The sequence below is a fragment of the Bacillus sp. NS1 genome (assembly GCF_058248265.1).
In genome coordinates this window covers 431020-444605 of record NZ_JBZAZF010000001.1, presented here as the reverse complement: position 1 = coordinate 444605, position 13586 = coordinate 431020, and the positions used below count along the sequence as shown (strand labels likewise).

At 45.0% G+C, this 13586-nt stretch carries 15 protein-coding genes; 2 read left to right on the top strand and 13 right to left on the bottom strand.

What is annotated here, in order from left to right; translation table 11 throughout:
• Positions 1–2 precede the first annotated feature (2 nt).
• The 3 genes from AC4CV5_RS02245 to prfA all read right to left on the bottom strand — a co-directional run bounded on the left by AC4CV5_RS02245 (position 3) and on the right by prfA (position 2290).
• Positions 3–290: a DUF5316 family protein gene (locus AC4CV5_RS02245; protein ID WP_326222282.1), complete on the bottom strand. Its 288-nt coding sequence runs from the start codon at positions 288–290 to the stop codon at positions 3–5.
• Between the two features lie 61 nt (positions 291–351).
• Positions 352–1218: a peptide chain release factor N(5)-glutamine methyltransferase gene (gene prmC, locus AC4CV5_RS02240; RefSeq protein WP_166847232.1), complete on the bottom strand. Its 867-nt coding sequence runs from the start codon at positions 1216–1218 to the stop codon at positions 352–354.
• 1 nt (position 1219) lies between these two features.
• The gene (gene prfA / locus AC4CV5_RS02235; RefSeq protein ID WP_166854574.1) at positions 1220–2290 is read right to left on the bottom strand and encodes a peptide chain release factor 1; all 1071 of its coding nucleotides are present in this window, start codon (positions 2288–2290) and stop codon (positions 1220–1222) included.
• 125 nt (positions 2291–2415) lie between these two features.
• On the opposite strand from prfA, the gene gloA2 reads away from it, so the two are divergent.
• Both gloA2 and racA read left to right on the top strand, forming a co-directional pair.
• The gene (gene gloA2 / locus AC4CV5_RS02230; RefSeq protein ID WP_166854573.1) at positions 2416–2802 is read left to right on the top strand and encodes an SMU1112c/YaeR family gloxylase I-like metalloprotein; all 387 of its coding nucleotides are present in this window, start codon (positions 2416–2418) and stop codon (positions 2800–2802) included.
• Between the two features lie 121 nt (positions 2803–2923).
• Positions 2924–3478: a chromosome-anchoring protein RacA gene (racA, locus tag AC4CV5_RS02225; RefSeq protein ID WP_166847229.1), complete on the top strand. Its 555-nt coding sequence runs from the start codon at positions 2924–2926 to the stop codon at positions 3476–3478.
• A 34-nt stretch (positions 3479–3512) separates the two neighbouring features.
• On the opposite strand, the gene AC4CV5_RS02220 is transcribed toward racA, so the two are convergent.
• The 10 genes from AC4CV5_RS02220 to AC4CV5_RS02175 all read right to left on the bottom strand — a co-directional run bounded on the left by AC4CV5_RS02220 (position 3513) and on the right by AC4CV5_RS02175 (position 13495).
• A complete protein-coding gene (locus tag AC4CV5_RS02220) occupies positions 3513–4469 on the bottom strand; it encodes an AEC family transporter (RefSeq protein WP_072183002.1) in 957 nt (318 codons plus the stop codon).
• Between the two features lie 81 nt (positions 4470–4550).
• Positions 4551–6248, bottom strand: a complete 1698-nt coding sequence (malS, locus tag AC4CV5_RS02215; protein WP_217501651.1) for an oxaloacetate-decarboxylating malate dehydrogenase — start codon at positions 6246–6248, stop codon at positions 4551–4553.
• Between the two features lie 289 nt (positions 6249–6537).
• Complete coding sequence (locus AC4CV5_RS02210; RefSeq protein WP_166847225.1) at positions 6538–7125, bottom strand: thymidine kinase; 588 nt, start codon at positions 7123–7125, stop codon at positions 6538–6540.
• A gap of 89 nt (positions 7126–7214) precedes the next feature.
• Positions 7215–7415, bottom strand: coding sequence for a 50S ribosomal protein L31 (gene rpmE, locus AC4CV5_RS02205; RefSeq protein ID WP_003151132.1), 201 nt, complete (start codon positions 7413–7415; stop codon positions 7215–7217).
• Between the two features lie 118 nt (positions 7416–7533).
• Positions 7534–8817, bottom strand: coding sequence for a transcription termination factor Rho (gene rho / locus AC4CV5_RS02200; protein WP_166847223.1), 1284 nt, complete (start codon positions 8815–8817; stop codon positions 7534–7536).
• Between the two features lie 30 nt (positions 8818–8847).
• The gene (locus AC4CV5_RS02195) at positions 8848–9006 is read right to left on the bottom strand and encodes a hypothetical protein (RefSeq protein ID WP_490922019.1); all 159 of its coding nucleotides are present in this window, start codon (positions 9004–9006) and stop codon (positions 8848–8850) included.
• A gap of 213 nt (positions 9007–9219) precedes the next feature.
• Positions 9220–10185, bottom strand: a complete 966-nt coding sequence (gene glpX, locus AC4CV5_RS02190; RefSeq protein WP_166847220.1) for a class II fructose-bisphosphatase — start codon at positions 10183–10185, stop codon at positions 9220–9222.
• Positions 10186–10216: 31 nt separating this feature from the next.
• Positions 10217–11506, bottom strand: a complete 1290-nt coding sequence (gene murA / locus AC4CV5_RS02185) for a UDP-N-acetylglucosamine 1-carboxyvinyltransferase (protein WP_014115520.1) — start codon at positions 11504–11506, stop codon at positions 10217–10219.
• Between the two features lie 374 nt (positions 11507–11880).
• Entirely contained in the window at positions 11881–12519 is a 639-nt protein-coding gene (fsa, locus tag AC4CV5_RS02180) for a fructose-6-phosphate aldolase (RefSeq protein WP_222142463.1), read from the bottom strand.
• A 118-nt stretch (positions 12520–12637) separates the two neighbouring features.
• Positions 12638–13495 (bottom strand): class II fructose-bisphosphate aldolase, encoded by an 858-nt coding sequence (locus tag AC4CV5_RS02175; RefSeq protein WP_166847215.1) that lies wholly within the window; start codon positions 13493–13495, stop codon positions 12638–12640.
• Positions 13496–13586 lie beyond the last annotated feature (91 nt).

Below are 13586 nucleotides of genomic sequence, written 5' to 3'. Positions count from 1 at the left end.
CATTAAAACAAAACCGTCAGCAAATAACATAAAATAGAAGGTATCGCCGCAACAAAGAAAGCAGCAGCCATTTTCAAGCGGGCTGTACGGCCTTCTTTGGTTTCTGAATGGTAGTTTGCCCGCTGATCGCTTCCGCTTACAGCCAAACCCGAAGTGATGATCGCAAGCCCAATCAAAACGAGAGACGCTACGCCAAACATCGTTTCATATGAAAGAGCCTGCGGAAAAATGGTGCCAACCATGCTCTCAATCGCAATGAGCAAGATTCCTGCTGCCAGGGCCTTTTTCATCTTTTACATCCCCTTTGCCGGTGTTAACACAGCTTGATTCATCAACTCGCCAGCAAGCTGCTTATATATCTTTATGAATAACGGCGCATATGGTTCTGTCTTTTCCGTTAATATCTTTCAGCACTTCTACTTCCGCACCCTTAAACGCCTTGAGGATCAGCTCTTTGACCGCTGCACCCTGTTTCCATCCGATTTCAAAAACGACAAACACTTTATCCTTCATGACAAGCGGGAGATCTTCCATAAACCGCTTATAGAATTTCAGCCCGTCTCCGCCGTCGGTGAGGGCGTGCAGCGGCTCATGAAAACGAACAATCTCTGATAGATCAGCCATTTCTTCTTCTGAAATATAAGGAGGATTCGAGACGACAATATCCGCTTTTTTGCCTGCCTTAATAAAAGGCTCAAGCAGATCGCCCTGATAAAAGTGCACATCTGCTCCGAGCTTTTCTGCATTGGCGGAGGCGACTTGCAGCGCCTCTTTCGAGATATCGACAGCCGACACAGAAAAGTTTTTGTTTTCAAGCGCAAGGGTGACGGCTATCGCTCCGCTCCCTGTACCGACGTCAACGACTTCGAGCTTGCCGTCTTCAGAAAAGACATGCCGATATTTTTCAAGCAGATGATAGACAACCTCTTCTGTTTCCGGCCGCGGGATCAGCACATCATCATTCACCATAAATTCCCGTCCGTAAAAAAACTCTTTTCCTATAATGTACTGAACCGGCACGCCCTCTTTATGCATCTCAACGTGACGCTTAAAGCGATATAGTTCGTCTTCACCAATCGGTTCCTGTAAGCTGGCGAGCAGCTTGCTTCTGTCCATTCCGGTATCATAAAGCAAAAGAAGCTCGGCTGCATTTTCTTCTCTTCCCGCTTCGGTTAAATAAGAAGAAGCCCATTTCAGGGCTTCAAATATCGTCTTCATCTTAACCTTCCGACTGCTGAAGCTTGCTTGCTTGATCTTCAACGATCAGCGCTTCAACCACTTCGTCAAGTTTTCCTTCAAGAATCTGATCAAGCTTTTGAATCGTCAGGCCGATTCTGTGATCCGTCACACGGTTTTGCGGGAAGTTGTATGTGCGGATACGCTCAGAGCGGTCACCTGATCCAACTGCTGATTTCCGTGTTTGATCATATTCAGCCTGGGCTTCCTGCTGAAATTTATCGTAGATTCTGGCACGGAGAACCTTCATTGCTTTTTCTTTGTTCTTGATTTGAGATTTTTCATCTTGGCATGATACAACAACACCCGTCGGCAAGTGCGTCAGACGAACGGCAGACATTGTTGTGTTAACGCTTTGTCCGCCTGGTCCGCTTGATGCAAACGTATCAACACGGATATCCTTCTCATGAATGTCAACCTCTACTTCTTCTGCCTCAGGAAGACATGCTACTGTTGCAGTAGATGTATGGATACGGCCGCCTGATTCTGTTTCAGGAACACGCTGTACGCGGTGGGCGCCGTTTTCATATTTGAGTTTAGAATATGCGCCGCTTCCCGTAATCATAAAGATGATCTCTTTGTAGCCGCCCGTTCCGGTTACACTCGCTTCCATGACCTCTGTTTTCCAGCCTTGAAGCTCAGCATAACGGGAATACATTCTGTACAGGTTGCCCGCGAATAAAGCGGCTTCCTCGCCTCCCGCAGCTCCGCGGATCTCCATAATAACGTTTTTGTCGTCATTCGGATCTTTCGGGATCAGGAGCACTTTCAGGCGTTCTGACAGTGTTTCCGTTTCCTTCTGAAGTTCAGAAATCTCTTCCTTCACCATGTCGCGCATCTCAGCGTCCAGCTTCTCTTCAAGCATTGCTTTTGCATCAGTCAGCTGTTCTGACGCATCTCTGTATTGTCTATATACGTCAACTGTTTCTTGTATATCAGATTGCTCTTTTGAATATTCTCTTAGCTTTTTCGGATCGTTGACTACTTCTGGATCGCTTAAAAGCTCATTTAATTTTTCGTATCGTTCTTCGATTGACTTTAAACGGTCTAACACGGTCTTCACCTCTGTTTTCCTGTGCGTAACATTCTCATTATAGTATAGTGCTTAACCCCAGTCAAAAGCATTTCAATCCCAGCTGGAAAAGACTCCTCTGCTATACTGGGAATAGAGGAGGGATGATGTTGCTGAAATCCATACATCATATTGCAATCATATGTTCAGATTATGAAAAGTCGAAAGCTTTCTACGTACATAAGCTTGGTTTTCACGTGATTCAAGAAACGTACCGCGAAGAGCGCGCTTCCTATAAGCTTGATTTGTCGCTTAACGGCTCGTATGTCATTGAGCTGTTCTCGTTTCCCGATCCGCCCGCACGCCAAACACGGCCTGAAGCGGCAGGCCTGCGCCACCTCGCCTTCACAGTCAGCAGCTTGGATGAGGCCGTTCAGGAGCTTCATGAAAAAGGCATCGAAACAGAGCCGATCAGAAGAGATCCGCTGACCGGCAAGCGGTTCACCTTCTTTTTTGATCCTGACCAGCTTCCATTAGAACTGTATGAACAATAACGGTTTTTGAAGAAAAAAAGGAGATACCCACTTTCTTTGCCGAATCTTTTCTTGTTTTGTCTAACGAGAAGGGAACCGCATTCTATGGTCGAATACCTAGCTAAAAAGGAGGTATGGGATCATGAATACAAATATGGTAGCAAGTGAACTCGGCGTCTCCGCAAAAACGGTGCAGCGGTGGGTGAAGCAGCTGAATCTTCCCGCCGAACGCAATGAGCTCGGACACTATTCGTTCACGGCAGAGGACGTGAAAGTTCTAAAATCTGTTCAAAAACAAATCTCTGAAGGCACGGCGATTCAGGATATTCATGTGCCGCAAAGCATTAAAAAGCGCACAGGCTTCATTGTCCAAAAAACAAATGGCGACACAGAACGAAGAATCGAACAGCTCGAACAGAAACTGGATACCCTATTACAGCAAAAGCAAGACGAAAACGAATTGCTGTCGAGGATTACGGAACTGGAACGCCAGCTGAAACAAAAAGCCGATGAGGGTGTATCTTATCAGCTGCTTCAGCACCGCAGAGAGATTGATGACATCCTTGCAGACCTGCAATCACTTACCTCACAGATGAAAGAATTCACCGCTCAGCCGATCCCCGAGACTGCTGCTGCTTCCGAAAAAAACAAAACAAGAAAAAAACCGCTGCTGTCACTGTTCAAATTTCAAACCTAAAGCAAAAAGCTCCCCGTAAAGGGAGCTTTTTTGATTACGCAGTAAGTGCAATAATGATCGGAAGTGAAATCAATGACAGAATCGCACTGATCACAAACGCAGAAGCCGTTTCTTCTTCTTGTTTCTCGAAACGAGTCGCAATCATGGCCGCAACAGCAGAACCAGGGAATGCAACAAGAAGGATCGCTTTTGTTGTTTGGTCAGCTGGAAGTCCGACTGCAAGAGCAATCAGGAACATTAACGCAGGCTGAACCGCAACTTTGAGTAACGCAATGCCAAATGCCGGTACGCTGAGTTTGATACTGCGGATACCAACAGTAACACCGACAGCAAAGAGAGCAACACCAGATGTTGTGCTTCCAAGCTGATCAAGCATTTTAACACCCAGCTCAGGAAGAGTGACACCGCAAAGCACTAAGATCATACTGATTAAAGGAGCAGCTGCAAGCGGCTCAGAAAGACCGTGCAGGATTGATTTTCCTGTCATCTTCCAGAAGCTGTCGCCGCCCTCTTCGTTTTTCTTAGAAGACTCACCGACAGTAGCAACAATAATCGCAAGCGGATCGAGAATCGCATTAACAACGATACCTGTAACCGCGATCGGAATCGCAACCTCTTGCGCACCGAACAAGCTTCCCAGTACAGGAATACCCATAAATGCGAATGTCGGCTGTGCAGAGTTCAAAGAAAATACGGATGAGTTCGTTAAATCATATTTAAACACAAATCTGCAAAGCAATAAAATTACGATATAGAAACCAACAATCCCAATAGTTAAAGAAACCATTAATGGAATTTGAGATAAAAATTCACTTCTGGAAGTTGTCAAAATACCAGCGATAAAGTGAGCTGGAAGCGCGTATTTCGTTACTAACGTACTTACCCCTTTTGCCGACTTGGCATCATAACTTCCAAAATGTCCTGCAAACCAACCCAGCACGATAACAAAGAAGATCGGTGCCAGGAGGATTAAGATATCTAAGATGCTCAAAATATTCTCCTCCAAATCCTATGTCCGTATACTTTAGCTTTACAAAAAGCTTTCCCTCGGACGAAAAAATTTACTCGCTAATTATTTCGCGATGACTTTTTTGTATTCCGGTGTCCACATTGCATCAAGAACCGCTTGTTTCACATCTTCAGGCTGGCGATTTGCTACCCCGTCTTTAATTGCTGCTTCAGCAACGGCAATCGCAACTTGAATAGAAACTTCTTGAAGCTTGTCAATGCTTGGAAGCAATCCTGCTCCAGGTGTTTCAAGATCAACCATTTCAGCAATCGCATCAGCCGTTGCAGCAAACATAGCAGGCGTAATGATACGCGCTTCAGCTACAATTGAACCAAGTCCAAGACCAGGGAACGCGAATGCGTTGTTAGATTGTCCGATTTCATAAGAAACACCGTTGTATTCTACATTGTCAAATGGGCTTCCTGTTGCAATAAGCACTTTTCCGTCAGTCCATTTGAACAGATCTTCAGGAACTGCTTCAGCAAGGTGAGTCGGGTTAGACATCGGCATGATAACCGGACGTTCTACGTGAGATGCCATTTCTTTCACAATTTCCTCTGTGAACGCACCTGAAACCCCTGAAGTACCGATTAAGATCGTTGGTTTCGCTTGGCGAACCACTTCATCGAATGGAATTTGGCCTTTTTCATCGCGTTTCCAGTCTTTCACTTCATCTGTACTGCGAAGGTAAGGTTTTTGGAAATCAAGGATGCCTTCGATTTCTTCAGTCAGCAGGCCTCTGTAATCAATTGTGTAGAAGCGTTTGTTAGCTTCTTCTTCAGATAATCCAGCAAGCACCATTGTGTCACGGATTTGGTCAGCAATACCGATACCAGCAGAACCAGCACCGAAGACAACAACACGCTGATCTTTAATAGAAGCGCCAGTTTTCTTCATAGCAGCAAGCACACCAGCAAGTGTGATCGCGCCTGTACCTTGGATATCATCATTAAATGTAAGAATTTCATGGTTGTATTTTTTCATGATATTGCGTGCATTTTTGTTACCAAGGTCTTCCCAGTGAAGAAGCGCTTTAGGGAAGAATTTCAATGCTGCTTTTACATAAGCATCAATGAAAGCTTCATAGCGTTCGCCTTGAACACGTTCATGCTTGTTACCAATATATAAAGGATCATTCAGAAGTTTTTCGTTGTTCGTACCGACATCAAGCACTACCGGGATAACACGGCTAGGGTCAATACCAGCTGCAGCAGTGTAAACAGCCAATTTACCGATTGCGATGTTAATACCGCCTACACCCCAGTCACCGATACCGAGAATACTTTCAGAGTCAGTAGCAACGATAAGGTCAATATCGCCTGCTGTCGCATGAAGGTTTTCAAAAGCTTTTTCAATACCGTCAATGTTGTCGATTGACAAGTAGATACCTTGAGGTCTTCTATATTCATGGCTGTATTCCTGAATCGCTTCACCAACTGTTGGCGTGTATACAACAGGAAGCATTTCGCGAAGATGGTTTTTCAGCAATTTATAGAAAAGAACTTCGTTACGGTTTGCAAGATCACTTAAGTAAACATTTTGACGAAGGCGGTCAGGCTGCGCTTGGAATTGCTCGTATGCGCGTTGTGCTTGTTGATCAAGAGAAAGTACAGTTGGCGGCAAAAGCCCTTCTAAGCCAAGCTCTTGTCTTTCTTCTACTGAAAAAGCAACGCCTTTATTTAAAGTAGGAATAGATAAAACTTCTTTTCCTCTAAGAGTTGTTTCTAAGTGGCCTTCTTTCGTTTTTTTTATGTTATTCAAGCAAATCTCCTTCTTTCTTGAAATAGTTAACCAAGTTAAGTAATAACCCATCTAAAATATGACCGATCATGATCTTTATGCGACTTTGTGACAATTATTCGAACAATGTCTCAAAACTATTTACATTACGTAAGCTATTGTATGCCTGTCAAAATCAAAATTCAAGGGAAGAAAATTAGTTAATTTTTTAATACACTTAATTAAATTTTTTAATTGAATATTATCAGAATATAAAAAAAACACCGGTGTTTTTAGCCGGTGCTTTCTATCTTTATACCCATGTTTTGGACTATTTTTTAGATTTTCCTGGGACTTCGTGATGGTGTCTGCATCGTGCTTCATACGATTCGGATGCGCCCACCAAAATGACCGGATCATCGTAAGAAGCAGGTTTACCGTCAATCAGGCGCTGTGTTCTGCTCGCCGGTGATCCGCAGACGGAACACACCGCTTGCAGCTTCGTCACACTTTCTGCAATCGCCATAATATTCGGGACGACACCGAACGGCTCTCCCCTAAAATCCATGTCAAGGCCCGCTGCAATCACACGGTAGCCTTTATCGGCAAGAGATGATAAAACCTCAACAATATCCTGATCAAAAAACTGTACTTCATCAACGGCAATCACATCCGTACTCTCACTGATGTGATCCCAAATGTCCGCAGCAGAAGAAATGGCATAGCTCGTCATCGATGTTCCATTATGGGAGACAACAGCATCTTCGCTGTAGCGATTATCAATCACAGGTTTAAATACCCTGACTTCCTGCTTGGCGTAAGTCGCTCTCTTCACTCTTCTGATCAGCTCTTCAGATTTCCCCGAGAACATGCTGCCGCAAATCAGCTCAAGCCACCCGCTTTGTTTCATTATGTACATAGGCTCCGCTCCCCTCTCTCTGCCAGCTGTGTTTTTAGACAATATAAAAAACAGGCAAGACTGCTTCCTGCCTGTTGAAAAATCTATTATTACTTAAGACCGTATTTTTTGTTAAAGCGATCAACACGACCATCAGCAGAAGCGAATTTTTGACGGCCAGTGTAGAATGGGTGGCATTCAGAGCAAATCTCAACGCGTACCTCTTCTTTTACTGAGCCTGTTTCAAATTCATTTCCGCAAGCGCATTTAACTGTTGCTTTTTTGAAATTAGGATGAATTCCTGCTTTCATTGTATCCATCTCCTTCCGCCCTGAATCCCGTGTGGAAACAGAGTTATTATTTCGGAGCATTGTCCGAAACGCATATGAGAAAATTATATCAGTGATTTACTTCTTTTGCAAATACAATTTATCTTCTAGTAGATGATAGATTTGCCTGTTTCCATTCTTGATTGAGAATATCGAAAAATTCCTGGTTTGTTTTGGTTTTTTTCATTTTTCTCATGAATTTTTCTGCGAAATCAGGTGAATCAGACATCGTTTTGCGGATAGACCATAAACGATCAAGATGCTCTTTAGGCACAAGCAGCTCTTCCTTGCGCGTTCCCGAACGGCGGATATCGATAGCCGGGAAGATGCGGCGCTCTGCCAGAGTGCGGTCAAGGTGAAGCTCCATGTTGCCTGTTCCCTTGAATTCTTCATAAATGACATCATCCATGCGTGACCCTGTATCAACAAGAGCCGTAGCAAGGATCGTTAAGCTGCCGCCTTCTTCGATATTTCTCGCAGCCCCAAAGAAACGTTTCGGACGGTGGAACGCTGCTGGGTCAATCCCCCCGGAAAGCGTTCTTCCGCTCGGCGGAATCACTAAGTTGTAGGCGCGGGCAAGGCGTGTGATGCTGTCCATCAGGATGATGACGTCTTTTTTGTGTTCTACAAGACGCATCGCGCGCTCAAGAACAAGCTCGGCCACTTTGATATGGTTTTCCGGCACTTCATCAAACGTTGAGCTGACGACATCCCCAGCTACAGAACGCTCGATATCGGTCACTTCCTCCGGTCTTTCGTCGATCAAAAGCACGATCAGCTCTGCTTCAGGCTGGTTTGCTGTAATGCTGTTGGCGATTTCCTTCAGCAACATCGTTTTTCCGGCTTTTGGAGGCGCAACAATCAAACCGCGCTGTCCAAATCCAACCGGCGCCATCATGTCCATTATTCTTGTAGACAAGAAGTTCGGCTTTGTTTCAAGCACCATTTGACGGTCTGGATAAAGAGGTGTAAGAGCAGGGAAATGCACACGCTCTTTTGCTGATTCGGGATCATCGCCGTTTACCGCTTCAACGTGCAAAAGCCCATAGTAACGCTCATTTTCTTTTGGCGGGCGAACCTTGCCTGATACTTTGTCTCCGTTCCGCAAATCGAAACGGCGGATTTGTGAAGCTGAGATGTAAATGTCTTCTGAGCTTGGAGAGTAGTTGATTGGTCTCAGGAAACCGAAACCTTCAGACTGGATGATCTCAAGAACGCCTTCCATAAACAGCAGATCTTCCTGTTCTGCATTTGCTTTCAGAATGGCGAAAATGAGTTCTTTTTTTGTCAGTTTGCTGTAATAGGAGATTTTATAATGTCTTGCAAGTTCATAAAGCTCTTTCAATTTCATATTTTCCAAAGAGGAAATAGATACGTCTTTCATAAAAACACCACGCTTTTCATAGTCAATATCTTACTTGCATGTAATCTGCTGCTTTTGCACAACATCCGCCAAAGCACATTCTTTTTTTAACATAAAGGAACTTCTATCGGTAACACTTCCACCCATGATCGGCGCTTTTGTTAAAAGGATTGTCTTAATGAGTTTTGAAGGAAGCGAGGACAAAAACATGAGAAGATCAATACTTATATCGTCTGTATGCGGTAGAAATTGAAACTTTCCTAGTGCTTAAAAGAAGGAATTACGCAGTAAAATTCGCAGCACTCTTTATTTTTACCTTATTTCAAAAAATTATTCAACTGAAATAAGGTTTTGACACGCAATTGATAGAGTTGACGCTTTTCTGCAAAAGAAAAGCGGGCTCACACCCGCTTTTTCTGTTTGTTATGGACGGATTACAAGATTTGGTTTCTTTTTGAGGCTGTGTCTGCCGTCAACGAAACGGACAGTGCCTGATTTTGCACGGATAACTAAGCTTTCAGTTGTACCGACAGAGCCTTTGAATTGAACGCCTTTTAACAGCTCGCCGTCAGTTACCCCGGTAGCTGCAAAAATCGCGTCATCACCCTTCACAAGGTCTTCCATACGAAGAACTTTGCTTAAATCAAGGCCCATATTATTGCAGCGTGTGATTTCTTCTTCGCTTTGCGGAAGGAGTTTACCGATAATTTCTCCGCCCAGCGCTTTTAACGCAACAGCAGAAAGCACACCCTCAGGGGCTCCTCCTGATCCGAAAAGGATGTCAACGCCCGTATGGTCGAAAGCCGTATTGATGGCGCCAGCGACATCGCCATCATTGATCAATTTGATTCTGGCGCCGGCCTCACGAAGTTCAGAAATAATTTTTGCGTGTCTTTCACGGTTTAAGATTGTGGCAACGACGTCCTCAACGTCCTTGTTTTTCGCTTTTGCCACCGCCTTAAGATTATCAATGACAGGTGCTTCAATATCAATGCAGCCCACCGCTTCAGGACCGACTGCGATTTTTTGCATATACATGTCAGGAGCGTTCAGAAGCGTGCCGTGGTCTGCTACCGCAATAACCGTCAGTGCGTTCCAGCCGCCGCTTGCTAGGATGTTTGTGCCTTCAAGAGGGTCAACTGCGACATCGACGCGCGGGCCGTACCCGTTTCCGAGTTTTTCCCCGATATACAGCATCGGAGCTTCATCCATTTCGCCTTCGCCGATTACAACGGTTCCTTTCATCGGAACTGTATCAAAAACGTCTCTCATTGCGCTCGTTGCCGCTTCATCAGCCTCATCTTTTTTTCCCCGGCCCATCCATCTTGCAGATGCCAATGCCGCAGCTTCGGTTACACGAACCAATTCCATTGATAAACTTCTTTCCATTTCAACACGATCTCCTCTCCACAAGAAACCATTATGAATTTTGAAGCTGTTCTATTTCTTCGTCAGTCATTCTTTCACGCCAGATTGTCGCTCCAAGCCCCTCAAGCTTCTTCTCAAGGCTGCTGTATCCACGGTCAATATGCTCCAGACCCGTAATTTCCGTCACGCCGTCAGCCATCAGGCCGGCTACCACCAGACAGGCTCCGGCACGCAGATCGCTTGCCTTCACTTTTGCGCCTTGAAGCTCGACAGGACCTGTGATGATGGCAGATCTGCCTTCTACTTTCATATTGGCCCCCATCCGTCTCAGCTCATCAATGTGCTTGAATCTTGCCGAATAGATGGTGTCTGTTACGACACTTGTCCCTTTTGCCCTTGTCAGAAGCGCCGTCATCGGCTGCTGCAAATCAGTCGGAAAACCCGGGTATACAAGGGTTTTGACATCAACCGGCTTTAAATGCTTCTGCCCGCCGACAATGAGAAGCTGGTCGTCGCTTGTTTCGATATGATAACCCATTTCTCTCAGCTTTGCCGTTAACGACTCGAGATGAGTGGGAATCACATTATCGATAATGACTTCCTTGCCCATTGCAGCCCCTGCAATCATAAATGTCCCGGCCTCAATTCTGTCCGGAATGATCGTATGCTTGCAGCCGTGCAGTTCCTTCACGCCGTCAATTCGGATCACATTGGTTCCCGCACCTTTGATTTTAGCGCCCATGCTGGTAAGCAGTGTCGCGACATCAATGATCTCAGGCTCCTTGGCAGCGTTTTCGATGATCGTTTTCCCTTCTGCCAAAACAGCGGCAAGCATAATGTTAATGGTTGCCCCTACGCTTACGACATCTAAATAAATGCGTGCGCCTCTCAGCCTTTCAGCACGCAAATAAATAGCGCCCTGTTCATTGGTCACTTCAGCCCCCAGCGCTTCAAAGCCTTTGATATGCTGATCAATCGGCCGGGGCCCTAAGTGGCAGCCGCCGGGCAATCCGATGACGGCCTGCTTGAAGCGGCCGAGCATCGCCCCCATTAAATAATAGGACGCGCGAAGCTTTTTTACTTTCCCGTTAGGAAGCGGCATGCTGATCATCGACGTGGGATCAACAACCATTTCACCATTCTCAAAATGCACGTTGCCGCCGATTTCCTTTAACAGGTCACGCAGCGTTTCAATATCTGAAATCTCTGGAAGCCCTTCAATTGTCACCTCGGAATTTGCCAAAATGGTTGCAGGTATTAATGCAACAGCACTGTTTTTAGCGCCGCTGATATGTACTGTACCGTTTAACGAGTCACCGCCGGCAATATTCAACTTTTCCATGATAGTCTCCTTCCATAAGAAGATAGCTGCGGAGCTAAATAAAATGTCATTTTATTCTGTCTCTGCAAATAAAGCTCATGTCCAAAATCTAGCCAATTCGAAGAGAAAGAATACAACACATTGTAAAATATCAGGAAGAAAATAGCGAAGCTTTGCGGGGTACAGGTTTCGAAAGTACAGAGACCCACCGGCTCAAGAGACATCGTCGTCATCCGGCAAAAGCAGTACGCAAACCCTTCATTCCGATATCAGCTTCTGCAGCCCAATGATTCCTTCTCTGTAAAGCGGCGTCAGCATTGTAGGTCCGCTGTATCAGATGGTGAAAAACAAAGGCTGCGGCAAACAGGCATAAAGCTGTTTGCCGCCCTTTGCAATTATTTATTCCAGTCTGCCAGGAATTGTTCGATTCCTTTGTCTGTTAACGGATGCTTAGTGAGCGCATGAATGACTTTCAGCGGCATTGTGCCAATATGAGCCCCTCTTAGAGCGGCTTCTGTCACGTGCTGCGGATGGCGGATTGACGCTGCAATGATTTGCGTCTCAAGACCGTGAATGTCAAAAATCTGCTTGACGTCTGAAATCAGGTCAAGTCCGTTGTGGCCGATGTCATCTAAACGTCCCAGGAATGGAGATACATACGTTGCTCCTGCTCTGGCAGCGAGAAGTGCCTGGTTGGCATTGAAGATCAATGTGACGTTTGTTTTGATGCCTAAGTCAGTAAGTGCTCTTACCGCTTTTAAACCATCAGACGTCATCGGGATTTTCACCGTAATGTTCGGAGCGATTTTCGCCAGTTCTTTTCCTTCCTCGATCATTTCCTCAGCTTTCAAAGAAATAACCTCTGCGCTTACAGAGCCTTTCACGACGTCTGTGATCTCGCGAAGACGATCGTGGAATGATACGTTAGCTTCTTTTGCTACTAAACTAGGGTTCGTCGTTACACCGGCGAGAATTCCTAATTCATTCGCTTCTTTAATTTCCTCGATATTAGCTGTATCAACAAAGAATAACATTTTCAAAAAGCCTCCCTGATTAAGAAATTTTCTGAACTGTGAATATGATTGCGCTTTCTAAAGATAGACGGAAAACCGCCTGTCAAGCTGTCAGGCGGCTATAAATGTTCCAATTGAATTAAGCTTGGTTTGAAGAACCAAATTCACGCATTTTACCGATAACTGTTTCTTTGATCGCTTCACGAGCTGGTCCAAGGTATTTACGTGGATCGTACTCGTTAGGCTTAGCTGCCAATGTTTCACGAACAGCTTTTGCAGAAGAAATTTGGTTTTCAGTATTCACGTTGATTTTTGCTGTACCAAGTGAAATTGATTTTTTGATGTCAGCAGTAGGAATTCCAGTACCGCCGTGAAGAACTAATGGAAGGCCAGTTGTTTTACCGATAGCTTCCATTTCCTTGAAACCAAGGTTTGGTTCGCCTTTGTAAGGGCCGTGAACAGAACCTAATGCAGGTGCAAGGCAGTCGATGCCAGTACGCTCAACAAGCTCTTGGCACTCTTTAGGATCAGCGTAGATTACGCCTTCAGCGATAACGTCATCTTCTTGTCCGCCGACTGTTCCAAGCTCAGCTTCTACAGATACTCCGTGGAAATGAGCAAGCTCAACAACTTTAGAAGTTGTTTCAACGTTTTCTTCAAATGGATGGTGAGAAGCGTCGATCATTACAGATGTGAAACCTGCATGAATCGCTTTCGCACAAGATTCAAAGCTTGAACCGTGGTCTAAGTGAATCGCAACAGGAACTGTCACTTTGTACTCTTCCATAAGTGCTTTTACCATAGCAACGACTGTTTTGAAGCCGCCCATGTAGCGTCCCGCACCTTCGGAAACACCAAGGATCACTGGAGATTTTTCTTCTTCAGCTGCTTGTAAAATCGCTTGAGTAAACTCAAGGTTGTTTAAGTTAAATTGTCCTACAGCATAACCTTTTTCTTTAGCTGTATTCAACATTTCCGTCATAGAAACTAAAGGCATGTCGAATGTCCTCCTTATGTAGCCTGATTGTCTTCTAGCGAAAAAAGCTTTCCACCCTAGCATGACCCATATATTGCTGTCATATGTAAAT